This is a genomic window from Amycolatopsis sp. NPDC004625, assembly GCF_040609695.1.
Taxonomy (GTDB): Bacteria; Actinomycetota; Actinomycetes; order Mycobacteriales; family Pseudonocardiaceae; genus Amycolatopsis.
Genome location: NZ_JBEXKX010000054.1, coordinates 1 through 23847, shown reverse-complemented (window position 1 = coordinate 23847; position 23847 = coordinate 1). Strand labels below are relative to the sequence as shown.

18 protein-coding genes are annotated in these 23847 nt (G+C 71.4%); 10 read left to right on the top strand and 8 right to left on the bottom strand.

The window, feature by feature from the left end:
• Positions 1-111 precede the first annotated feature (111 nt).
• The 3 genes from ABZW17_RS39560 (at position 112) to ABZW17_RS39550 (ending at position 5453) form a co-directional block, all read left to right on the top strand.
• On the top strand, positions 112-2703 hold the full coding sequence (locus ABZW17_RS39560; protein WP_354825884.1) for an exo 1,3/1,4-beta-D-glucan glucohydrolase: 2592 nt from the start codon (positions 112-114) through the stop codon (positions 2701-2703).
• A gap of 301 nt (positions 2704-3004) precedes the next feature.
• Positions 3005-3700 carry a response regulator transcription factor gene (locus ABZW17_RS39555; RefSeq protein ID WP_354825881.1) on the top strand — a complete coding sequence of 232 codons (696 nt, stop codon included), beginning with the start codon at positions 3005-3007 and terminating at the stop codon, positions 3698-3700.
• Entirely contained in the window at positions 3690-5453 is a 1764-nt protein-coding gene (locus ABZW17_RS39550; protein ID WP_354825879.1) for a HAMP domain-containing sensor histidine kinase, read from the top strand. Before ABZW17_RS39555 ends, ABZW17_RS39550 begins: the two co-directional genes overlap by 11 nt.
• Here ABZW17_RS39550 and ABZW17_RS39545 read toward each other — a convergent pair.
• The 4 genes from ABZW17_RS39545 to ABZW17_RS39530 all read right to left on the bottom strand — a co-directional run bounded on the left by ABZW17_RS39545 (position 5432) and on the right by ABZW17_RS39530 (position 10213).
• A complete protein-coding gene (locus tag ABZW17_RS39545) occupies positions 5432-6583 on the bottom strand; it encodes a 4-hydroxybenzoate 3-monooxygenase (protein ID WP_354825877.1) in 1152 nt (383 codons plus the stop codon). The two genes, ABZW17_RS39550 and ABZW17_RS39545, sit on opposite strands and share 22 nt — an antisense overlap.
• Before the next feature lie 72 nt (positions 6584-6655).
• On the bottom strand, positions 6656-7390 hold the full coding sequence (locus ABZW17_RS39540) for an IclR family transcriptional regulator (protein ID WP_354825964.1): 735 nt from the start codon (positions 7388-7390) through the stop codon (positions 6656-6658).
• Positions 7391-7436: 46 nt separating this feature from the next.
• The gene (locus tag ABZW17_RS39535; RefSeq protein ID WP_354825876.1) at positions 7437-9206 is read right to left on the bottom strand and encodes a glycoside hydrolase family 18 protein; all 1770 of its coding nucleotides are present in this window, start codon (positions 9204-9206) and stop codon (positions 7437-7439) included.
• 374 nt (positions 9207-9580) lie between these two features.
• Positions 9581-10213 carry an AAA family ATPase gene (locus ABZW17_RS39530; protein WP_354825873.1) on the bottom strand — a complete coding sequence of 211 codons (633 nt, stop codon included), beginning with the start codon at positions 10211-10213 and terminating at the stop codon, positions 9581-9583.
• A 273-nt stretch (positions 10214-10486) separates the two neighbouring features.
• On the opposite strand from ABZW17_RS39530, the gene ABZW17_RS39525 reads away from it, so the two are divergent.
• On the top strand, positions 10487-10909 hold the full coding sequence (locus tag ABZW17_RS39525; RefSeq protein ID WP_354825870.1) for a hypothetical protein: 423 nt from the start codon (positions 10487-10489) through the stop codon (positions 10907-10909).
• Here ABZW17_RS39525 and ABZW17_RS39520 read toward each other — a convergent pair.
• The 3 genes from ABZW17_RS39520 to ABZW17_RS39510 all read right to left on the bottom strand — a co-directional run bounded on the left by ABZW17_RS39520 (position 10887) and on the right by ABZW17_RS39510 (position 14177).
• On the bottom strand, positions 10887-12785 hold the full coding sequence (locus ABZW17_RS39520) for a serine/threonine-protein kinase (RefSeq protein ID WP_354825867.1): 1899 nt from the start codon (positions 12783-12785) through the stop codon (positions 10887-10889). The genes ABZW17_RS39525 and ABZW17_RS39520 overlap by 23 nt on opposite strands.
• A complete protein-coding gene (locus ABZW17_RS39515; RefSeq protein WP_354825864.1) occupies positions 12782-13573 on the bottom strand; it encodes a hypothetical protein in 792 nt (263 codons plus the stop codon). Before ABZW17_RS39515 ends, ABZW17_RS39520 begins: the two co-directional genes overlap by 4 nt.
• A 349-nt stretch (positions 13574-13922) precedes the next feature.
• The gene (locus tag ABZW17_RS39510; protein ID WP_354825862.1) at positions 13923-14177 is read right to left on the bottom strand and encodes a hypothetical protein; all 255 of its coding nucleotides are present in this window, start codon (positions 14175-14177) and stop codon (positions 13923-13925) included.
• Between ABZW17_RS39510 and ABZW17_RS39505 the strand changes: the two genes are divergently transcribed.
• The 5 genes from ABZW17_RS39505 to ABZW17_RS39485 all read left to right on the top strand — a co-directional run bounded on the left by ABZW17_RS39505 (position 14158) and on the right by ABZW17_RS39485 (position 19603).
• Positions 14158-14520 (top strand): hypothetical protein, encoded by a 363-nt coding sequence (locus ABZW17_RS39505; RefSeq protein WP_354825859.1) that lies wholly within the window; start codon positions 14158-14160, stop codon positions 14518-14520. The two genes, ABZW17_RS39510 and ABZW17_RS39505, sit on opposite strands and share 20 nt — an antisense overlap.
• Before the next feature lie 78 nt (positions 14521-14598).
• Positions 14599-15375: a metalloregulator ArsR/SmtB family transcription factor gene (locus ABZW17_RS39500; protein ID WP_354825856.1), complete on the top strand. Its 777-nt coding sequence runs from the start codon at positions 14599-14601 to the stop codon at positions 15373-15375.
• Between the two features lie 168 nt (positions 15376-15543).
• A complete protein-coding gene (locus ABZW17_RS39495; RefSeq protein WP_354825961.1) occupies positions 15544-16746 on the top strand; it encodes an EfeM/EfeO family lipoprotein in 1203 nt (400 codons plus the stop codon).
• The gene (locus ABZW17_RS39490; RefSeq protein ID WP_354825853.1) at positions 16743-17936 is read left to right on the top strand and encodes a Dyp-type peroxidase; all 1194 of its coding nucleotides are present in this window, start codon (positions 16743-16745) and stop codon (positions 17934-17936) included. The genes ABZW17_RS39495 and ABZW17_RS39490 overlap by 4 nt, the downstream gene beginning before the upstream one ends.
• Before the next feature lie 44 nt (positions 17937-17980).
• Positions 17981-19603, top strand: a complete 1623-nt coding sequence (locus ABZW17_RS39485) for an alkaline phosphatase family protein (protein ID WP_354825851.1) — start codon at positions 17981-17983, stop codon at positions 19601-19603.
• Between the two features lie 43 nt (positions 19604-19646).
• Here the strand turns inward: ABZW17_RS39485 and ABZW17_RS39480 are convergent, their stop codons facing one another.
• Positions 19647-23435, bottom strand: coding sequence for an AAA family ATPase (locus ABZW17_RS39480; RefSeq protein ID WP_354825849.1), 3789 nt, complete (start codon positions 23433-23435; stop codon positions 19647-19649).
• A 156-nt stretch (positions 23436-23591) separates the two neighbouring features.
• Between ABZW17_RS39480 and ABZW17_RS39475 the strand changes: the two genes are divergently transcribed.
• A complete protein-coding gene (locus tag ABZW17_RS39475; protein WP_354825846.1) occupies positions 23592-23723 on the top strand; it encodes a hypothetical protein in 132 nt (43 codons plus the stop codon).
• Positions 23724-23847 lie beyond the last annotated feature (124 nt).

The window sequence follows — 23847 nt, the reverse complement described above, 5'->3', positions numbered from 1 at the left end:
CGCGCCGCGGTGAGGATCGGCCGGTCCGCCGTTCATCGCAGAATGGACCAGACCATGGCCAGAAGATCCCGCGCGTGGTCACGTGCGCGCCGAAGTTCGCTCGTCACCCTGATGAGCCTCAGCCTGCTGGGGGCCGCGGCGCAAGCCACGCCGGCCCAAGCCGATGCCCCGGCACAGCCCGTCATCGGGCAGCCCGCCAAGGACGCGAACGGCTGCGCCAAGATCGAGAAGACCCTGCCGACCCTCGCGGACTGGCCGAAGGTCGACAGCCGGTTCAAGGGCAAGGCCGATGACGAGGCGCGCATCGCCCAGATCCTCGCGGGCATGACGCTGGAGGAAAAAGTCGGGCAGATGACGCAGCCCGAGATCACCTCGATCACCCCCGACGAGGTCAAGCAGTACGCCATCGGCTCCGTCCTCAACGGCGGCGGCGCGTGGCCCGGCGGCAACAAGCACGCCACCCAGCAGGACTGGCTGAACCTCGCCGACGCCTACTGGAACGCCTCGAAGACCAGCCGCACCAAGATCCCCGTCATCTGGGGCATCGACGCGGTGCACGGCAACAACAACGTCTACGGCGCCACCGTCTTCCCGCACAACATCGGCCTCGGCGCCGCGCACGACCCGTGCCTCGTCCGCGACGTCGCCGGCGCGACCGCGCGGCAGATCCGCGCCACCGGCCAGGACTGGGCCTTCTCGCCCACCCTCGCCGTCGTGCAGGACGACCGCTGGGGCCGCACCTACGAAGGCTTCTCCGAGGACCCGCGCATCACGCGTTCCTACGGCTTCGAGGCCATCGACGGCCTCCAGGACGGCGCCACCAAGCGCATCGGCTACAACGGCGTCATCGCCACCGCCAAGCACTTCATCGGTGACGGCGGCACGATCAAGGGCCAGGACCAGGGCGTCAACCCCTCGTCCGAAGCGGACATGATCAACATCCACGGCCAGGGCTACTACGGCGCGCTCGCCGCCGGCACCCAGACCGTCATGGTGTCGTTCAACAGCTGGACCAACGCCGACCTCGGCATCAACGAGGGCAAGCTGCACGGCAGCGACAAGGCGCTCAACCAGATCCTCAAGGGCAAGATGGGCTTCGACGGCCTGGTCGTGTCCGACTGGAACGGCATCGGCCAGGTCACCGGCTGCACGAACTCCTCGTGCCCGCAGGCGATCAACGCCGGCATCGACATCGTGATGGTGCCCGCCGACTGGAAGGCGTTCATCACCAACACGATCGCCCAGGTCCAGAGCGGACAGATCCCGATGTCGCGCATCGACGACGCCGTCACGCGCATCCTGCGCGTGAAGATCCGCGACGGCCTGTTCGAGTCGCAGAAGCCGTCCGACCGCTCCTACGCCAACTCCGACGAGGCGCTGAAGGACAACTGGCTGGCCCGCGACGCCGCGCGCGAGTCGCAGACGCTGCTGAAGAACAACGGCAACGTGCTGCCGCTGAAGCCGTCTTCGAAGGTCCTGGTCGTCGGCAAGAGCGCCGACAACATCCAGAACCAGACCGGCGGCTGGACGCTCAGCTGGCAGGGCACCGGCAACACGAACGCCGACTTCCCCAACGCCACCTCGATCCTGACCGGCATCAAGCAGGACCTCGGCGACGCGAACGTCACCTTCGACGCCACCGGCACCGTCGACCCGAAGGGCTTCGACGCGGTCATCGCCGTCATCGGCGAGACGCCGTACGCCGAGGGCGTCGGCGACCTGACCCGCAAGACCCTCGAGGCGTCGAAGCTCTACCCCGAGGACCTGGCCGTGCTGGACAAGGTCAGCGGCAAGGGCACCCCGGTCGTCACGGTGTACGTCGGCGGCCGCCCGCTGTACATGAACAAGGAGATCAACCGCTCCGACGCTTTCGTGGCGGCCTGGCTGCCCGGCACCGAGGGCGGCGGCGTGGCGGACATGCTGGTCAAGGGCAAGGACGGCAACGGCTACCAGGGCACGCTGTCGTACTCGTGGCCGAAGAGCGCGTGCCAGTCGCCGCTCAACCCGTGGTCGCCGGACTACGACCCGCTGTTCAAGCTGGGTTACGGCCTGAAGACCGGCCAGCGCGCCACGGTCGGCGTTCTGGACGAGACGCCCGGCCCGGCGGCGTGCGGCTCGACCGGCGGCGGCGGGACGGCGACCGAGGACCTGTCGATCTTCGACCGCACCGACGTCCCGCCGTACACGAGCCAGATCGGCTCGGCGGAGAACTGGGGCGGCACGGTGATCGGCCCGGACGGCACGGCGTCGCACAGCGAGATCAACGTCGTCCCGACGGACGTCAACGTCCAGGGCGACGGCCTCAAGACGACGTGGACGGGAGCGGGCGCGGCCCAGCTGTACATGCAGAACACGGCGGGCACGAACGACCTGCGCGGCTACCTGAACGCGGACGCGGCGCTGGAGTTCGACACGATCGTGCAGCAGGCCCCGGCCAACCGGACGGTGATCAGCATGCACTGCGTGTACCCGTGCTTCTCCGAGGTGAACGCGACCAAGCTGTTCACCGACCTGGCGGGCGGCGCGAAGACGACGGTGAAGATCCCGGTGTCCTGCTTCAACAACGGGCTGGACTTCGAGCACATCAACACGCCGTTCCTGGTGTACACGGACGGGAAGTTCCAGGCGTCGTTCGCAAACGTGCGCTGGGTACCCGGCGCGGCGAAGGATCCTGACGCAAGACCCTGTTCGAGTTTGACCTGATGAGCGACCGGGCCGGGAGCACAGTGCTCCCGGCCCGGTTCGTTTTCGGCCCGGTTCACGCCGGGGGTCGCCGGGCCGGCACGCCGTTCCGGTTCAGGCCGGCCCGGCGGTGGGCACACCGCCACGCCTGGGCATGGTGGGCGACGACTCGGTCCGCTCCGCCCGGCTGGTGGTCGGTGGCCTGCGGTACGGCTCGGGGACGCCTCCGACATGCCGTCCGGGGCTGGGCCGGCGGCCCGGAGGTGTGAAGATCCGGTCAGGATCGGGTGACCACCGTGTCAGGACGCCTAACCTCGGTGCCGTGTGCGCACGTGTACTGGTCGCCGAGGACGATGAGAAGCAGGCTGAAGTCCTCCGGCTCTACCTCGAAAGCGAAGGCCACTCCGTGGTGCTCGCCCCGGATGGCCGGGCTGCCCTCGACGCGGCCCGGCGGGAGCGGCCCGACCTGCTGGTTCTCGACGTCATGATGCCGAACGTCGACGGGCTCGACGTCTGCCGGATCCTGCGGCGGGAGTCCGATGTCGCCGTGCTGATGCTCACCGCCCGCGCCACCGAGGACGACCTGCTGCTCGGCCTCGACCTCGGGGCCGACGACTACCTGACCAAGCCCTACAGCCCGCGCGAGCTGATGGCGCGGGTGCGGACGCTGCTGCGGCGCACCGCCGGCCGGCGCGAACCGCCCGACACCGCGTTGCGCGCCGGTGAGCTGCGGCTCGACCCGGTGCGGCACGAGGTGTCGGTCGGCGGCCGCCCGGTCGAGACGACGCCCGGGGAGTTCCAGCTGCTGGAGACCCTCATCCGGCAGCCCGGCCGGGTGTTCACGCGACGGCAGCTGCTGGAGCTGACCCGCGGCGACGACCGGTTCGTCAGCACCCGGATCATCGACGTCCACGTGCTCAACCTGCGGAAGAAGCTCGAACCGGACCCGCAGAAGCCCGTCTACCTGCGGACCGTCTTCGGTGTCGGCTACAAGCTGACGGCGGAAAATGACACGTAGCTTCCCCCGGCGGCGCAGCCTGGTCGTCCGGCTCACCGCCGTGTCGCTGCTCATCGCGCTCGCCTCCATCGCCGCGACCGCGTGGCTCGCCGTGCAGACCACCACCCGGGCGATCCAGCAGGAGCAGGGCCAGGCGCTCTCCGGCGACGCCACGATCTACACCGAGCTGCTCGGCTTCGCCGCGGTGAACCACACGTGGGGCCAGGTCGGCCCCCGGCTGCGGACGCTGTCGGAGCAGACGGGCCGGCGGATCGTGCTGACCACCGTCGACCGCCGCGTCCTGGGCGACTCCGGCGGCGAGCCGGTCACCCTGCCGGTCAAGGCGACCGCGTCGGTCGACCCGCTGCACGTGGACCCGGTGCTGCTGCCCGAGGCCGGGACCAGCGGCATCGACCCGCGCGCGGCCGGCCCGTTCAAGCTGCCGCCGTCCGAACGCGAGACGCTCACCGCGCTGGCCACGAAGGCCGCCGCCTGCCTCGCCGTGGTCGGCCTGCCGAGCCAGGTGCGCGACTCGCCGAGCGGGCGCCCGCAGCTCACCGGGCTCGACCCGCTGTCGGCACGCTACTTCGCGAGCAAGTGCGGGCTGTACGAGCTGGCCGAGCCCACGGACACCGAGCAGGCCGCGCTCGTCAGCCTGAACGACGCGGTCAACCGCTGCTTGCAGGGCCAGGGCGGCGAGGCCGTCAAGCTCGGGCTCGACCTGGAGGTGCTCGGCGTCCCCGACCAGCGGCCCACCCAGGGCTGCCTCGACTCGGCCCGCCGCGAGCAGCTGACACCGTACGTCGCGCCGCCCGCGTTGCTCTTCACGCTCGGCCCGGGCGGCTCGCAGCTGCCGACGTTCACGCTGTCCCGGGAGAACCTGGCGCGGATCCTCGCGGTGACCGGCGGCGTGCTGCTGCTGGCCGTCGCGCTGACCGTGCTGGTCGCGACCCGGCTTTCGCGCCCGCTGCGGGCGCTGACCGAGGCGGCGCAGCAGGATCGTCCGGCGCCGGTGAAGACCCGGGACGAGGTCGGTTACCTCGCCGCCGCGTTCAACGACCTCACCGCGCGGCGGGAACGCATCGAGGAGCAGCGCAAGGCGATGGTCAGCGACATCGCGCACGAGCTGCGCAACCCCCTCAACGTCATCCGCGGCCGGCTGGAGGCCGCCGAAGACGGGCACCTGCCGTTCGACCGCGCCCTGACCGCTTCACTGCTCGAGGAGACCGTGCTGCTGCAGCACATCGTCGACGACCTGCAGGACCTCGCCGCCGCCGACGCCGGGCAGCTGCGGCTGCACCCCGAGCTGCTCGACGCGGCCGAGCTGGCCCACCACGTCGCCGCGGCGCACGCCGACCGGGCCGCCACGGGCGGCGTCACGCTCACCGTCTCGGCCGACGGCGAGACCGTGGTGGAGGCCGATCCCGTCCGGCTGCGGCAGGTGGTCGGCAACCTGGTGACCAACGCGATCCGGCACACCCCGCCGGGTGGCCGGGTGACGATCCGCGTGTCGTCCACTGTGGACGATGTGACGCTCGCCGTGGCCGACACGGGCACCGGCATCGCGGCGGCGGACCTGCCGCACGTGTTCGATCGGTTCTGGCGGGCCGAGAAGTCCCGCAGCCGCCAGACCGGCGGCAGCGGGCTGGGCCTGGCCATCGTCCGCCACCTCGTGCAGGCCCACGGCGGCACGGTGACGGTCGAGTCCGAAGTGGACACCGGGTCGACGTTCACCGTCCGGCTTCCCGCCCGCTACAGCGGCAAGCCCGCGTAGTTCTCCGCCAGCTCGGTCGCCGCGGCCTCGGACGTCACCGTGCGGCGGAGCTGGGCCAGCTGCAGCTGGGCGTCGAAGTCGTCGCCGTGGCGGTGCAGCATCGACGTCATCCACCACGAGAAGTGCGTGCAACGCCAGACCCGCCGCAGCGCCGTCTCCGAATACGCGTCCACGAGCCGGTCGTCCCCGCGGAACGACGCCGTCAGGGCGCGAGCCAGCAGCGAAACGTCCGCCACCGCCAGGTTCAGGCCCTTCGCCCCGGTCGGCGGCACGATGTGCGCCGCGTCCCCGGCGAGGTAGAGGTTGCCGTGCCGCATCGGCGTGGCGACGAAGCTGCGCATCGGCAGCACGCTCTTCTCCGTGATCGGTCCCGTTTCGAGGGTCCAGCCGGGAACGCCGAGCCGTTCGGACAGCGCCGTCCAGATCCGGTCGTCGCTCCACCGCGCGATGTCCTCGTCCGGCGCCACCTGCAGGTAGAACCGGCTGACCCGCGGCGAGCGCATGCTGTGCATCGCGAACCCGTCCGGGTGCCAGGCGTAGATCAGCTCGTCGGTCGACGGCGCGACGTCGGCCAGCACCCCCAGCCACGCGAACGGGTACGTCCGTTCCCAGACCCGCGGGGCCGGAACGGACTCCCGGCTCGGCCCGTGGAACCCGTCGCACCCGACGACGACGTCCGCCTCGATCCGCCGCGCCCTGCCGTCACCGTCCACAAAGGTCACGTACGGCTGCCCGGTGACGTCGTGCAGGGTGACGTCGGCGGCGGAGTAGTACACCGGGCGGGCCGCCTTTTCCCGCGCGGCCATGAGGTCCTTGGTCACCTCGGTCTGCCCGTAGACGGTCACCGACCGTCCGATGAGGCCGGTGAAGTCGACGTGGTGGCGCTCGCCCGGCGACTGCAGGTGGATGCCGCGGTGTTCCATGCCCTCGACGTCGAGCCGCTCGCCGAGGCCGACCTGCCGCAGCAGCTCGACCGTGCCCGCCTCGAGGATGCCCGCGCGGATCCGGGCCTGGACGTACTCCGCGGTCTGCCGTTCGAGCAGCACCGAGTCGATGCCTTCGAGTCCGAGCAGGTGGGACAGCAGCAGCCCGGCCGGGCCGGCGCCGACGATGACGACCTGGGTGCGCACTTCGACGTCCTTTCCCGCGACCGAGCCCCGAGCATCCCCCGGCGACCCCGGCGCCGACCAGAGCATTCTCATTCAGTGAGAGAGCGTCCGCGAGATGCCGCGCGCCGCCGCCCGCAGCGCCGGGATCGGCATCCGCGCGTTCCGGTCGTTGGGCACGATCACCGACAGGGCCGCGACGACGGTGTCACCGCGGCCCCGCAGCGGTACCGCGATCCCGGTCGTCTCCTCGTCGATGAACCCGGCGCAGAAGGCGTAGCCGGTGCGCCGGACGTCGGCGAGGAACCGCCGCAGCCGCGCCGGCTCGGTCAGCGTCGTGCGGCGGAACGCCTCGAGCGGACCGGACAGGACCTGTTCCTGCAGGTCGGCGGGTGCGTGGGCGAGCAGCACGAGCCCGGACGACGACGCGTGCAGCGGCAGCCGCCCGGCGACCCGCGTCACGTTGACGACCGCGCCGGGCGCCGAGAGCCGCTCGACGAACAGCACCTCGCGGTCCTCCAGCACGGCGAGCTGGGTGTGGTGCCCGACGACGGCGTGCAGGTCCTCCATGAACGGCATGGCGGCCTCACGCAGCCCGAGCGTCGGCGACGCGCGCGACGCGAGTTCCCAGAGCCGGACGCCCACGCGGATCCGACGGTCGGGGTCGCGGTGCAGCCAGCCGTGCCCGACCAGCTCGTCGACGAGCCGGGACGCCGTGGCGACGTGCAGCCCGGCGCGGTGCGCGATGTCCGTGACGCGCAGCGCCGGGGTGTCCGGCCCGAAGGCCTCGTAGATGCGGACGACACGCGTCAGCACGGAATCGCGTTTCACCACGTCAGGCAGTGTGCCCCACCGAAGCGGGGCACACCGCCCGGCGTCACGGCAGGGCGTTCAGGAACGGCTCGTGGCTGTTCTGGAACTCCCAGTTGTAGTACTTGTCCCAGTTGATCGACCAGGTCATCAGGCCCCGCAGCGCCGGCGACGTCCCGCCGCGGAGCGTGTACGAGCCGCAGCCACTGCCCTTGACCAGGCAGTTCACCGCGGTCTGGACATCGGCGGGCGAGGTGTAGCCGTTGCCGGCGCTGACCGCGGCGGGCAGGCCGATCGCGATCTGGTCGGGCCGCAGGCCGGGGAAGAACTGGCCGGTGTTCGCCACGGTGAAGCCGGCTTTGAGCATGTCGGTCATCGCGATGTGGAAGTCCGCGCCGCCCATGTTGTGGTACTGGTTGTCGAGCCCCATGACGGGGCCGGAGTTGTAGTCCTGGACGTGCAGCACGGTGAGCGAGTCCCGCAGGGCGTGGATGACGGGCAGGTAGGCGCCGGTCCGCGCGTCACCGGCGCTGGTGCCGCCGTAGAACTGGTAGCCGACCTGCACGAAGAACGTCTCCGGCGCCATGGTGAGGACGAACCCCGAGCCGTACTTGGCCTTGAGCGACTTGAGCGCGGAGATCAGGTTGACGATGACGGGCGTGGTCGGGTTCCGGAAGTCGGTGTCCCCGGCGTTGAGCGACAGCGAGTGGCCCTCGAAGTCGACGTCGAGGCCGTTGAGGCCCCACTTGTCGATGATGGCGGAGACGGAGCTGACGAACTTGTCCCGGGCCGCGGTGGTGGTCAGCTGGACCTGGCCGTTCTGCCCGCCGATGGAGATGAGGACCTTCTTGCCCTGCGCCTGCTTCGCCTTGATCGCGGCGACGAAGTCGGCATCACTCTCGACGTTCGGGCATTCGGCGGCGGTGCACCGATTGAAGCGGATGTCGCCGGAGGTGACGGAGGTCGGTTCCCCGAAGGCGAGATCGATGATGTCCCAGGCGGCGGGCACATCGGCCATCCGCACGTAGCCGGAGCCGTTGGCGAAACTGGAGTGCAGGTACCCGACGAGGGCGTGCTTGGGCAGGCCGGTGTCAACGCACCCGGAGGTGCTCCCGGTCGCGGCGGCGCTCTTCGCCGACTCCCCGGCGGAGTTGTAGGCGGCGACGGTGTAGCTGTGGGTGGTACAGGCGGCCAGGCCCCCGACGGTGGCACTGGTCCCGCTGCTCGTGGCGACGACGGTGCTGCCTTCGTAGACGCGGTACCCGGTGACGGTCCCGGCGCTCCCGCCCCAGCTCAGGGCGATGGAGCTGCTGGTGACGGACGCGATCTGCGGGGCGCCGGGAGCGCTCGGGGTGCCGGGCGTGTTCCCGCCAGGGCCGTCGAGGACGACGTCGTCGGCGTAGTAGGTACCGGCTCCGTACCAGCCGTGGAGGTAGAGCTGGGCGGAGGTCTGGGTCGCGGCGGTGGTGAAGGCGAGCTGGAGCTGGTTGTAGGCACCGGCGTTGCCGGACCAGGTCGAGGGCCCACCGGAGATCCCGAGGTAGACGGGGTTCCCCCGCACCCACGCGGAGAGCGAGTAGGTGGTGTTCGGCTGAACGGAAACGGTCTGCGAGCACTGAGCGTAGTCAGCACCGACGGGGGTACCGGCCAGGGCAAACCCCCCGGAGTGGACGGGAGTGCCGACGGCCGAGCCGTTGGCACAGGTCCAGCCGGAGAGCGAACCGGCTTCGAAGCCGGGATTGACCAGAAGGTTGGCGGCCCCGGCAGGGCCGACGGAGAGGGCAGAGAGCGCCAGCACGAGCGCGGCGAGGAGTGCGGAGAGTCGGAAACGCCTCATCGGGTCCTCCAGTCCAGGGGAGGACTCAATTGTCTGGACCAATGTGTAATTTGTCCAGACCAAAAGGTGGGTCCCGGGACGCAACTCAGCCCCGCCCGCGCGCTGCCGACCACGGGAGAACCGGCGCCGCCAGCAGAACTCAGCCCCGCACCCAACCCGTGCAACCACGGGAGAACCCGCGCCGCCCAGCAGAACTCAGCCCCGCACCCAACCCGCGCAACCACCGAAGAACCGGAGCGGCCCAGCAGAACTCAGCCCCGCACCCAACCCGCGCAACCACCGAAGAACCGGAGCGGCCCAGCAAACCTCAGCCCGACCGGCCACACCCCCCAGCCGACCCGATACGCAGCGGCATCAGCGGCCGTCAGGCCGGGTCAAGGCACGCTTTCCCGCCTTGACGCGGCCTGACGGCCGTTGAACAATCGAGCGTTCGGGCCGGCGGAGGCACCCGGTTTTCCCGCCCCCGCCCGGGCGACGATCCGAACCCGCCCAGCCAACCCCCGATCGACAACCCGGACACTGCACCACCCCACCGGAACCCGCCCGGCAGCCAAAGCCCCCCGCCACTTCCCCACCCGCCGAACATGCCGGGCGAAACCCCGCCCCCGAACCACCCTCCCCCGCGCAACCTGCCCGGCGAGAGCCACCCCAGCGGGCACATCCAGGAACAACAACCGAACCGGCCGCCCGCTCACCACCCCCACCAGCGCGAACAGCGCCCGGGTGGACGCCCGCGTACACGGTTCGTGAACCACGATCGGCCCCGCCACCCCCAGCGCCCACCGCACGATCCGCAGCCGATGCCAACCGTGCACCACGGGCCGGTACCACCGGTACGCCAGGAACCCCGGCACCACCGCCCGCAACCGCTCCCGCACCTGGTCCGAATCCAGCACCGGCACCCCGGCGACGGCGCGACGCAACATCGTCGTCTTCCCCGCCCCGGGCAACCCCGCGACAACGAGCAGGTCGCGCGGCCCGAGTTCGATGACCGTGGGCTCGCTCATGCCCACCCCAACGTCCCGCCAAAGGTAATGGTTCCTTTACCTTAAGCTCACGCAAAGTGACGGCCAACCACCCGTGCACCGAACACCACCCGCCCGGACGCGGCGCCGTCACAGCCCGTGCCAGCCGTCACCCAAGAGCCTGAAAACCCCTGCACCCCAAGGCATCCGGCACCGTCAACCGCTTCGGGTGAAGATCGGCCCACCCCCTTCCCCGCGCCCGGGAAATCCTTATCTTCGGTAGGTGACGCTCGGCTAGAACAGGGGAAACACGCCATGACCCAGTCGCTGGAACTCCCGGTCCAGGAATTCTGTCTCGATTGGACGCTCACCGGCGTCGAAGGCGCGCGGGTCGCCGTCACCGTGTCCGGGCAGGTGTCGCTGCTGGACAACAACCGGTTCTACAAGATCGACGGCGTCGTCTACGTCGCCGAGGGTGACGCGGACATCCGCGCGGTCGGGAACCCGCGGATCTCCGTGCGCCGCAACGGCGTCGAGAAGTCCGGGCGGCAGTGGGGCTGGGAGATGTGCTCGGCCCGCAAGACCCTCGGCGCGCTGAACACGATGGAGGGTTACTTCGTCCGCACCGGCTACTGGGCGCCCGCCGACCGCGCGATCCAGCTGAGCCTGTGCGCCGAACAGGGGTGGAACCGGCGCAAGAGCTACAGCCCGCACGTCACCGTCCGGATGGTCGACTGACCACTGTGGACGCCCGCCGCCGCGCGGCCGCGACGACCAGCCCGGCCGCGACGGCCCCCGCCACGGCACACCCGGCCCCGAACCCGGGCGACGGCTCGTGCACCCGCAACACGGACACGCACAGCCACACCGCGGCGCCGAACAGGACGCCCAGCACGGGCCCGCCGACGGCCGCACCCCGCCAGCGGTGGCCGTTGCGGATCGTGCGCAGCCCCGACTCGAGGTAGGCGAGGGCGAACAACGCCAGGATCAGGCTGCCCGCACCCATGGCGCTGGCGAGCGGGTGCTGGCTGGTGAGCAGCGTGAACGTCCGGGTGACGGAACCGGTGCGGACATCGGCGGTGACGGCGCCCCCGACGATCCACCGGGCGACGGCGGGCAGGGTGAGCTGCGCGGTGAAGCCGTTCCCGTCGGGCTTGGCCTCGGCGGCGGCGGACCCGAGCGGAATCCCGGCGGCGGACAGGTCGAGCGCAACGCGCCCGGGATTGCCGGGCCCGGTGAGCGTGAGCGGCTTGCTGAGATCGACCTCGACGGGGGTGGCAACGGAGGCCCCACCGAGGTTCAGCGCAGCCGGGGCATCGTGCGGCAGCCGGGCGGGGTTGAGCAGGGCGAGCACGACCAGGACGACCGCAGCCGCGGCGGCGGCCAGCCGCAGCCAGAGCACCGCGGCCTGAGAAGCGGACGCGGAATCGGCCGGGCCACCCGGCCACCCGGACCCCGCCGCCTCACCACCCGGCGCAGCACCGGACCACCCGGCGCCCGCCGCCTCGCCGCCCGGCCCGGCACCGCCGGACCACCCGGCGCCCGCCGCGTCCGCACCCGGACCGGCCTGACCACCGGCCCGCCCGGCGCCGGCCATCCCCGGCCCGCCGCCGGGCCGGCCCGGATCCGCCACCTCCGCCGGCGTCCCCACCAGCGTGGCGCCCGGGCGGGCCACCGGCCGCGTCCGGGCCTCCGCGGGCGGTGCCGTCGGCGAATTCAGGCCCGCGATCACCCGCGGTGTCAGGTGCAGCACCGGCACCCCCGACCGCTCCAGCCACCCCGGCCCGTACGCCGCCGTCGCGGCCGCGGCCAGGTCCGCCGCGAACGACTCCGCCTCCCGGTAGCGCGCGTCCAGCTCGCGGGCCAGGCTCCGCATCACCACCGCGGCGATCGGGGTCGGCACGCCCGCGATCGGGCGGGGGTCGGTGAACATGTGCTGGCGCATCATGCTGATCGCGCCGCGGGTGTTGTCGAACGGCAGGCGGCCCGACAGCAGCTCGTACAGCACCGTGCCCGCCGCGTAGACGTCCGCCGCCGGGCTCAGCGCGTTGCCCATCGCCTGCTCCGGGGCGATGTACGCCGGTGTCCCCAGGATCTCGCCGCCGTGCGTCACCAGGGTCGCGCCCTCGCTGATCACCCTGGCGATGCCGAAGTCGGCCACCTTCACCACGCCCTGCGTGCTGAACAGCAGGTTCCGCGGCTTGACGTCGAGGTGCAGCACCCCCGCCCGGTGCGCCGCGTGCAGCCCGGCCAGCATCGCCAGCCCGATCGCACACGCCTGCTCGCCGCTGACGCCGCCGCCGTGGAACCGGCTGTGCACCGTGCCGCCGTCGAGGCGTTCCATCACCAGCAGGTGCTCGCGGCCGGTGCGGACGTAGTCGTACACCGGGACGATGTGCGGGTGGTCCAGGCTGGCGAGCACCCGCGCCTCGCGGTCGAACAGCTCGCTGCTCGCCGCGTGGTTGAGCACGTCCCACGGCAGCTGCTTGATCGCGACGCTGCGCCCGAGCGTCCGGTGCACGCCGGCGAACACGACTCCCATGCCGCCTTCGCCGATCGACGCGCCGATCTCGTACTGCGGCAGGGCGGCGACCAGCTCGGCCGGTGCGCTCATCGGGTGAATTCCTGCGTGGACGGCAGCGGCAACCGGACCGTGGCGTCACTCTCCGCGACCGCCGGCGGTGCCGCCGGGTGGGGTGTCAGGTAGCCGAGCAGGAACGCGATCGCCGCGGCGCCGAGCACCACCGGGATTTCGACCGCCGGCTCGGGCGGGACCAGCCGCAGCACCGACAGGCTGATCACCGCGACCAGGCCGGTGCCGAACCCGGCGGGCAGGAACCGCAGGCCGCGGCGCCAGCGGTTGGGCGCCAGCCGGTGCCGGGCCAGCGCGAGCAGCGCGGTCAGCCAGGCCAGCACCGTCAGCACCAGCATCGCCAGGCCGAAGACGCCGTAGACCGACCAGAAGGAGCCGCGGACGTCGGCGACCGTCGTCGCTTCGCCGAGTGTGCCGCGCTGGGCGTCGAGCAGCTCGACCGACGATGGCAGCAGGCCGGTCGCCTGGCCGCTCAGGTCGCCGAGGTCGAGCACGAACGTCCGGGACACCGAGCCGCGCGCCGGCACCTCGAACGGCGCGGTCGTGTCGTAGGCGAAGAACGTCAGGGCCAGCGCGACGCCCGAGAGCCGGACGCTGCGGACCTTCACCGGCGCGGTGCCGGTGTTGGTCGCCACGACCTGCAGCTCGACCTGGTTCGCCGGGTCGACCGGGACCGTGGCGTCCTCGATCGGGCGCCGGTCGATCGACACCTGGAGCTGGAGCGAGCCGGACTCCGCCGAGGCGGGCGGCGCACCCAGCAGCACCGCGCACAAACCCAACGCAACCCCCGCCGCGATGACACGTCCCATTGGGCATCCCCTACTTGCGTTATCCGACTGGTCCGGAATGCTACAGCGAGCACACACCGGGGAGGGACGTCCCAATGCGATTCGTGGTTCGGCTGTTTTTCGGCGCCGTGGCCGGAACGTTGCTTCTGCTCGCGGCCGTGGGCACGGGTAACGCACAGGTTCCGCCGTCGGTTGGTTTGAAACCGTCGACCGGACCGGCGGGGAGTGCGTTCACCATTTCCTGGAACGGTTTCCCGGCCTGCCGGATCATCAATTTCTTCTGGGCCGGGACCGGCATCGGCTCGAAGGTGGCGCCGGCGACCAGCGGGCAGTTCCCCGCCACCGTCCCCGCCGACGCGAAGCCGGGCTCCTACACCGTGACCGCGACCTGCACGAGCCAGAAGCAGACCGCCAGCGGCACCTTCGTCGTCACCGGCACCCCCACCACCACACCCCCGCCGCCGACGACGACCACCCCGCCCCCGCCGGTGACCACGCGCCCGACCCGGCCGGGCACCACCACGACCCCGACGACGCCGGCCACCACCCCGCCGGCCACGACTTCGAGCGCGCCGCCGACCACGACCACGCCGGACACGCCCGGCGTGCCCACGACGTCGAGCACCCCGCCGAAACCCGGCGAACTGGTGCTCGACCGCCCGAGCATCAAGCCCGGCGAGACGCTCTCGGCGTCCGGGAAGGGCTGCCTGCCGGACCGGATGGTGACGCTGATGTCGGACGGCACCGAGGTCGGCTCGGCCATCACCGACGGCTCGGGCGCCTTCACCGCACCGGTCGAGTTCACCCGGATCGAGGCCGGGCGGCACACCGTGGTCGCCGAGTGCGGCGTGCGGCTGACCGGCGCCGTCGACCAGGTGATCACCCGCTCGTCCGGCGGGCAGACCGGCACGCTGGTGTTCCTCGTCTTCTTCGTCCTCGCCGGCATCACGGTGATCCGCTTCCGGTGACCCCCGGTTGACATGCAGCCAGGCGGCTGCCTATCGTGAAAGGCAGCCGGATGGCTGCATGTCTTTCGGAGAGGCGCGATGGACGAGGTGTTCAAGGCGCTGGCCGACCCCAGCCGCCGTCAGCTGCTGGACGTGCTCAACGAGCGCAACGGGCAGACCCTGCGCGAGCTGTGCGCGGGGCTGGCCATGGCGCGCCAGTCGGTCAGCAAGCACCTGGGCGTACTGGAAGCGGCGGGCTTGGTCACGACCACCTGGCGCGGCCGGGAGAAGCTGCACCACCTCGACGCCGCGCCGATCAACGCGATCGCCGAGCGCTGGATGACCCGCTACGACCGGCGGCGGGCCGGCGCGCTGGCCGACCTGAAACGAGCTTTGGAGTCCGCACCGATGAACGAATTCGCCTACACGACCTACATCAACACGACACCGGAAAAGCTCTGGCAAGCGCTTACCGATCCGGCTTTCACCCGCCAGTACTGGGGCGTTTCCTTCGAAACGGACTGGACCGCGGGCTCGCCGATGACCTGGGCCGAGCGCGGCGCGAAAACGGAACACCCCGAGCAGGTGGTCCTGGAATCGGACCCCTGTCGCAAGCTGTCGTACACCTGGCACACTTTCACGGCCGAGTGGGCGAATGCCAACCACATCGACGCGGAAACGCTCGAGAAACTGCAGCGGGAAAGCCGGACGAAAGTGACGTTCACCCTCGAACCGCAGGGCGAAATGGTGAAGCTGACGGTGCTGCACGACGGTTTCGACGACGACAGCACGACGCTGGCGATGTGCAGCCAGGGCTGGCCCGCGCTGCTGTCCAGCCTGAAGACGCTGCTCGAGACGGGCGTCCCGCTGCCGTGACCTGGCCAAACCGGTCGAACATCCCGAACGAGACAGAACTGGCACAGTGTTACGTCTGAATTCTCCCTCTTTCGTGTTCGGCCGGCTGAAGTCCGGGTGAACTTCCCTCTTTCGATCGGATCCGATGCGGTTTTCCGGGCGATAGGCTCGCATAATCCGTGACCGATGATGGTCCGATCGAGTGACGGGAGAGTGCGTGTGCCGGGGTCAGTACGTGCTCGCTGGATCGTGGGCGCGGTGGTGCTGCTCGCGGCCGGGGCGGGTGCCGTCGTGGTGTTCCTGCCGGACAGCGCGGCCGCCGGCGACCCCGAGATCGCGGTCTCGCGTTCGGCGTGCGGCACCGGCTGGGCGGACCCGAAGGCCGGGCCGCAGACCTTCCGCCTGCACAACACCGGGTCGGTGACCGCCGAGGTCGACCTGATCGACCCGGCGACCGGCGTGGTCTACGGCGAGGTCGAGGGCCTCGGCCCGGCGACGACCCGGCCGCTGCAGGTCAACCTGGGCAACGGCAGCTACGCGTTCCGCTGCCTGCCCGAGGACGCGGCGGCGATCGTCGGCCCGGCCGTGCAGGTCACCGGCGGCGCCGAGCGCACCGGCCCGGGCGTCGCCCCGGTGACGCGCGACGACCTCCTGGGCCCGCTCAAGGCCTACCAGCAGCACGTCACGACGGGGCTCGCCGAGCTGGTCGCGAACACGGGCGCGCTGAAGGACCGGGTCCACGGCGGCGACCGCGCGGCGAGCCAGGCGGCCTGGCTGACGGCCCACCTGACGTACGAGCGGCTCGGAGCGGCGTACGACGCGTTCGGCGACTCCGACAGCGCCCTCAACGGAACGGCCGACGGCCTCCCCGCCGGCCCGGCCGACCCGGGTTTCACCGGCTTCCACCGCCTGGAGCAGGGCCTGTGGCACGGCGAGGACCTGGGCGCGCTCGCCGCGGTCGCCGACCAGCTCGACACCGACGCCCACGCGCTGCAGACGTCCTTCGGCAGCAGCCAGGTCGACGGAAACGACCTGGCCCTGCGCGCGCACGAGATCATGGAGAACACGCTGCAGTTCGAACTGACGGCCCGCACCGACTACGGCAGCGGCACGAACCTGGCCACGGCCCGAGCCAACCTCGACGGCACCCGCGCGGTGCTCGAGGTGCTGCGGCCGCTGCTGGCGCCGAGGTACCCGGACCTGTCCAAGGTGGACAGCTGGCTGAACCGGACCCAGGCGGCGCTGGACGCGGCGCACCGAGCGGACGGAACGTGGGTCCGGCCGGCGGAGCTGAGCCGGCCGGAGCGCCAGAAGCTGAACGCGGACGTGAGCGAGCTGACGGAGCTGCTGGCCCCGATCGCGGCGATCGCCGAGCCGAGGAGGACCTCGTGACCGGCCTCCCCCGTCGTTCCTTCCTCCGCCGGGCCGCCATGGGCGCCGGTCTCACCGTTGCTGCCGGGGCCGGGCTCGGGGCCTCCTCCGCCGTCACCGACAGCACCTCGCCCGTTCCCTTCCACGGCAGGAACCAGGCCGCCATCCTGCGCAAGCCGCCCACCCAGACCGTCGTCGCCTCCTTCGACTCCGTCGCCTCGTCCAAAGCCGAGCTCGCCGACCTCTTCCGCGCCGTCACCGAGCGGGCCCGGTTCCTCACCTCCGGCGGGGCCCCGGCCTCGCTCGGCATCACCGCGCCGCCCGCCGATTCCGGGGTGCTCGGGCCCGTCGTGCCCGGCGGCGACCTCGGTGTCATCTTCGGTGTCGGCGCCAGCCTGTTCGACGACCGGTACGGGCTCGCGAAGCTCAAGCCCGCCAAGCTGAAGCCGATGACGACGTTCCCGGACGACGCCCTCGACCCCGCCCAGTGCCACGGCGACCTCAGCCTCGTCCTCTCCGCCAACTCCACCGACACCGTCCTGCACGCGCTGCGGGACATCACCCGCGCCACCCGGGGCGGGATGCAGCTGCGCTGGAAGCTCAACGGCTTCAGCTCGCCGCCGCGGCCGGAGGGCACGCCCCGGAACCTGATGGGCTTCAAGGACGGAACCGCGAACCCCACCGGGTCCGAAGTGGACAGTCTGGTGTGGACGACCGGCGAACCCGCGTGGACCGCCGGCGGCAGTTACCAGGTGGTCCGGCTGATCCGGATGCTGGTGGAGTTCTGGGACCGGGTTTCGCTGGCCGAACAGGAGAACATGTTCGGCCGCCGCCGCGACACCGGCGCCCCGCTCGACGGCACCGCCGAGACCGACGTCCCCCGCTACGCCGACGATCCCATCGGCACCGTCATCCCGCTGACCAGCCACATCCGGAAGGCCAACCCGCGCACGCCGGAGACGGCCGCCAGCCGGATCCTGCGCCGCGCCGTCAACTACGACCGGGGCGTCGACAGCAACGGCAACCTGGACATGGGCCTGCTCTTCGTCTGCTACCAGCAGGACCTCGAGCGCCAGTTCGAAGCGGTCCAGACGCGGCTGGCCGGCGAACCCCTGACCGACTACATCTCCCCGTTCGGCGGCGGCTACTTCTTCGCGCTGCCGGGCGTCACCGGCCCGGACGACCACTTCGGTCGATCCCTGCTCTCCTGAGCCGCTCTCGAAACATCTCCGCCCCACCACGAAAGGAATCCACAGTGGACACCAGAACCCGCCGGCGACGGCGTGGCCTGCTCGGCGCCGGGGCCTTCGCCTCGGTGGCCGTCCTGGCCGTCGTCACCGGCTCCGCGGCGAGCACCGCGGAAGCCCAGCCGCTGCACCCGTTCCCCGCGCAGTGGATCCCCACGGCGACCCCGATCAAGCACGTCGTGGTGATCTTCGGCGAGAACATCTCGTTCGACCACTACTTCGGCACCTACCCGGACGCGGCCGGCACCGACGGCACCCCGTTCACCGCCGCGCACGGCACCCCGAAGGTCAACGGCCTCGACCACAAGCTGCTGACCGCCAACCCGAACGCGTACAACCCGAAGCGGCTGACGCACGAGCAGGCGATGACCTGCGACCAGAACCACAACTACGGCGCCGAGCAGGCCGCGTTCGACGGCGGCAAGATGGACAAGTTCGTCGAGAAGACCGAGACGGACAAATGCACCGGCCAGCCGATCCTGTTCGGCGAGCCCGGCCTGGTGATGGACTACTACGACGGCAACACCGTCACGGGCATGTGGAACTACGCCCAGCACTACGCGATGAACGACAACTCGTTCAACACCGTCTTCGGCCCGTCGACGCCGGGCGCGCTCAACCTGATCTCGGGCCAGACGCACGGCGCCCAGGCGGTCGACCCGGTGACGCACAAGCCGGTCAGCGACGCCTACGCGGTGCAGTCGCCGGACTCCACCGGCGTCGGCACGGTCATCAACGACCCGGACCCGGCGTGGGACGACTGCTCGGACAAGAACCACACGAGCACGGACAACCTGGCCACCATGCACGGCCGCAACGTCGGTGACCTGCTCAACCAGCGCCACGTGACGTGGGGCTGGTTCCAGGGCGGCTTCCGCCCGACCGGCGAGGCCGGTGGCTACGCGGTGTGCGGCCAGAAGCACACGAACGTGGGCGGCAACGCGGTCGTCGACTACAGCCCGCACCACGAGCCGTTCCAGTACTACCCGTCGACGGCGAACCCGAAGCACCTGCCGCCGTCGTCGGTGCACGCGATCGGCCAGACCGACCGCGCGAACCACCAGTACGACATCAGCGACTTCGACGACGCGCTGCGGGCCGGCTCGATGCCCGCGGTCAGCTTCCTGAAGGCCCCGGAGTACCAGGACGGCCACGCCGGCTACTCGGACCCGCTGGACGAGCAGCAGTTCGTGGTCAGCGAGATCAACAAGATCCAGCAGTCCCCCGACTGGCGCTCGACGGCGGTCGTGCTGGCCTACGACGACTCGGACGGCTGGTACGACCACCAGAAGTCCCCGATCCTCAACGGTTCCCACGACGCCGCGCAGGACCAGCCGGTCTGCACGGCCAAGGCGACGACGGTGGGCGCGTACGCGGACCGCTGCGGCTACGGCCCGCGGCTGCCGCTGCTGGTGGTCTCGCCGTTCAGCAAGGTGAACCACGTCGACCACACGCTGACGGACCAGACCTCGGTGCTGAAGTTCATCGAGGACAACTGGTTCGCCGGCCGCATCGGCGACTCGTCGTTCGACGCGCGCGCGGGGTCGTTGAACGGGATGTTCGACTTCTGGTGGCCGAAGGCCCGGAAGGTGACGCTCGACCCGAAGTCCGGAGCGGTCACGCACAGCTGAGTCCGGGGGGCGGGTCCGGCACGGTCCGGGCCCGCCCCGCCGCTCAGGCGGCCGGCTGTTCGTCCAGGTCCCGCAACGCCGCCCGCACCTTGTCGGCGGTCTTGGCGACTTCGGCACCGGCGGCGACCAGGTCGGCCAGGAGTTCCCGGTACTCGCCGGCCGCGGCACCGGCGTCGAGGAGCCCCAGTTTCGTCCGGCACAGGATGAGACGCTGCCTGGCCCGCAGGATGTCCACGTGCTTGGCGTCTTCCAGGGTGGCCAGCCAGGTGGCGTGACACTCCTCGAGCACGGCCAGCGCATCCTCGAACCGCTCGTGCTCCATCAGGAAGACCGTCAGGTGCCAGGACATCGCCCGGCTCACGGTGTCCTCGGGCGCATGCCGCTCGCGGCAGGTTCCGACCAGCTCGCGCAGTTCACGCTCGGCGCGCTCGACGTCGCCCCGCAGCCGGGCGATGCGCCGCCGGAGCTGCAGCACGGCGTTCCCGAACGGCCCGAACTCGTCGCGGTACCCCGCGAGCAGGTCTTCGTACCGCCGGACGCCCTCCTCGTCGGAGATTTCCCCGAGCTGCAGCTGGAGCCCGGCGGCATGCCGGGCGGCGAGCAGTTCGCTGCTCGCCTTGCGTTCCGGAAGGGCCGCCAGGAGATCCTGGTACTCACGGCACTTGGCGAGCGCTTCCGCCGGGCGGTCCAGGTCTTCCAGCAGCAGTACGAAGGCCCACAACAACTTGCGCAGCGAGTCCGCGCCGGTCGCACCCCGTTCGCGGTACCGAGTCTCGAGCTCGTCGAGGCAGCGCACCGCCGCCTCCGGGTTCCCGGCGCGCGTGTGGGCATGGGCGATGGCAACCACCAGTTGCCGGTGGTGGTTTTCGCGCAGCTCGTGCTTTTCGCCCCACGCCAGGGCGGAAAAGCCGGCCAGCGCCCGTTCGGCGCCGACTTCCGCCAGCTCGACCTGCAGCCTGATGATCTTCGACCGGCTGATGAGCAGGTCGCGGTCGTCGGCGGGAAGCACCTGCGATTCCGCGCGAACGCAGTCGTGGTAGACGTCGAGAGCCGCTCTGGGCCGGCTCACCCGTTCCAGGCAGCGGGCGTGGTTCCAGAGAGCCGTGCGGGTGCGCAAGTGCGCCGAACCGAACGCCTGCTCGCTTTGCTCCACGACGATGCGCGCTTCCCGCTCCGCGGCGACGTTCCGGTTCTGCCCCAGGAACATCGAGGTGAGCTTTTCGCGGATCTCGAGCTCCCACCAGGGGTCTTCGGCCGCCACGTCGGCGACTTCCGCCAGCAGCGCGCGGAACCCCTGCTCGGCCTCGTCCGTCCGCTCGGTGTCCCCCTGCAGCACGGCGTGGTCGAAGCGCAGGGCGAACTTGAGGTCACCGGATGCCTCGACGGCTCGGGCGTGCAGTTCGAGGCCGTCCGCTTCCCGGCCCTGCTCGATCAGGTTCCTGGCGAGCGCCCGCAGGGTCGTCCGGAACTGGTCGGTCCCCTCCAGCCCCGCCGTCCGGAGCCGGCCGAGGATCTCGCGGTACTCGCGTTCCGCCTCCGGCAGCCGTCCGAGCAGGCCCATCACCTCGGCGACCTCGATCCGCGCGGCCGGCGGCGTGGCCCGCCGGTCGTACCCCTGCAGCACCTGTTCCAGGTCGGCGTCGGGGGCACCACGCCGGATGAGGGCCCGGGCCAGCCGGGCCGTCCACATGATCGTGTAGTGGTCCGGCTCGCCGAGCAGGCGCCGGCAGTCGTTCACCACCGCACGCAGCAGCTCTTCGGCCTCGTCCCCGCGATCCAGCGCGAAGAGGATGGAGACGAGTTCGCCCTGCGACACGAGTGTGTAGGGGTCCGCCGGACCGAAGAGTTCCGCACGCCGTGCCGCCACCCTCCGCATCTCCCGCAGGCCCACCGCCTTGCCCAGGGTCTCCGAAAGGGCGCCCGCCAGCTGGTGGTCCGTGATGAGGGTGTCGGGGTCGTCCGGGCCGAGCACCGCCACCTGCCGGGCCAGGATGTCCGTGAACTCCCGCACCAGCCGGTCGTTCGAAGCCGCCCCGCTGAGCAGGGCGCGGTGGCGGGCCGCGAGCCGGACCGGGTGGTTTTCCGGCAGCGCCAGGGCCCGGTTCAGCACGAGGTCGCCGTAGGCCGTCGCGCCGTCGAAGGTGCCCGAAAACGACATGTACGCGTACCCGCGCACCCCGGCCCGCAGCACCTCCACGAGCAGGTCCTCGTCCGTGCCGGGCACGACGGCCACCAGCGCGGCCACGTGCGGCAGGACGAGCCGCCACCAGTTCCAGTTCGCCGGTGACTCCGGCGCGGGCTCGGCCGCCTTGGTGATCAGCCGCGCTGCCGCCCGCCAGGTGCTTCGCTGCTCCGCCGGCGGCAGTTTGAGCAGCCGGCTCCGGGTGGCTTCCAGGACCAGCCGGTGGCCGACGACGACGCAGCTGGTGGCCAGGACGTCCGCGTCCGTCCCCTGGCTTCGCGGCACCGCCAGCAGCAGGAGGTCCACGAGCGCCTCCAGCGCCCGTTCGAGGTCGTCCACCGACGGCGCGCCCGGCTCGTCCTGCACCAGCAGCTCGGCGGGAAGCGGCGCCGGCGCGAAGCAGGAGATCAACCGCATCAGCGGACGTGCTTGAGTGATTCCCTGGCTGTCGAGGAGATCGAGGTTCATCTCCCAGGTGCGGCTGATCAGCACGCGGTGCAGGCGTTCGAGGCGGTCGGTTTCGCTCGGCCGCGGCAGGCCTTCGTCGAGCAGGTCCGTGCCGATGTCACCGAGGGCCTGGCGGTAGGCGGCGAAGGTGGCGATGCGGGCCGGCCCGCGCAGCAGGCCCGCCCCGCGCGCGGTGCGGCCGAGGTAGCTCCCCGCCGAGCGCAGCGCCAGCGGCAGGCCGCCGAGCCGTTCGGCGAGGGCCTGCGCCTGCGCCCGGTCACCGGCGTGGCCGGCGAGATCGACGAGGACGTCGGCGGCGTCCTCGTCGGCCAGCACGCCGATCTGGTGCCGCTCGGCCTGGCTGCCCCAGACCTCCGGGTTGCCGACCCGGGACGTCAGCAGCGTGGTCCCGGAGCGGCTCGGCCGGACCCACCCCGTCCCGTCGCCGGGATTTGCGCCGGGCGCGGCCAGGATGTCGGGCTCGTCGGCGTTGTCGACCACGAGCAGCCACGGCCGGCGCGCGGCATCGAGGTGCCGCCACAGCAGGTCCATCACGGCGGCCCGGCCCGTCCACGGCTGCTCCAGCTCGTCGGCGGGGACGCCCAGCTCCCGGGCGATCTCCCGCATGCCTGCCGTGAGCCCACCGCGTTCGGCGGCCGACACCCAGTACACCGGGCAGTCGGCCTCCCGGGCCAGCCGGGCCGTCTCCAGGGCGATGGTCGTCTTGCCGCAGCCGCCAAGACCGTGCAGGACCTGCAACATCGGCTTCGGCTCGGCCACCAGCCCGGTCAGGTGGGCGAGTATCGCGTCCCGGCCCCGCACCCGGGCCGGGAGGGTGCCCGTGGGCGGCCTGATCGAAGCCCCGGGCGGCCGGGCGACGACGGCTTCGCGCTGCTCCGGTTCGTCGGCGACCGAGCCGCCCAGCGACTTTCCGGCGTCTTCCGCTGCTTGCCAGATCCGGTACCACTCGGCGTCCGGCTCGACGTCGCAGGTCCTCAGGAGGATCTGGGTCGTGCGCCAGGTCGGCACGATCTTCCCGCTCAGGGCGTTCGAAACGGTCGACTTGGCCAGTCGCGCGTGTTCGGCCAGTACCCCGAGCACCGTGTAGCCGGCGTCGGCCATGGCCCGGCGCAGCCCGTGCGCGAGCTCCTGCATCGCGGGCGGGGCGTTCGGGTCCACCGGGTCGAGTCTGTTGCCCTTCACCAATCCCGCCCTCGCCTGTTCGCCGCCGAACGTCGAACGAACGCCCGGCCCGGCCGCCGGCGCGCCGCGTTCGGCGAACGTTCGGCGAACGCCCCGAACAACGCCCGTTGCCCGTACTCCGGATACATCGCTACCCGAACGAAGGATGTGACCGGCATGGGAATCCGTGACCACCTCGAAATCGCGGCGCAGGCACTCGCCTGCCTGGACCTCGCCGTCAAGCTCGGCTCGGCGAGCACCCGGCTGTGGCGGGCCCGCCGCCGGAAACGCGCTCGCCGGCGATCCTGAGAGGCATGGCCGCCGCGGCCGTGGGGGGGTAGTGATGAATTTGAAGATGAAGCAGAAGAAAAAATCCCCCAGAGACGGCGCGAGCGGCGCGGAGAGCAGCAACCCCGCACGCACCGAGACCCCG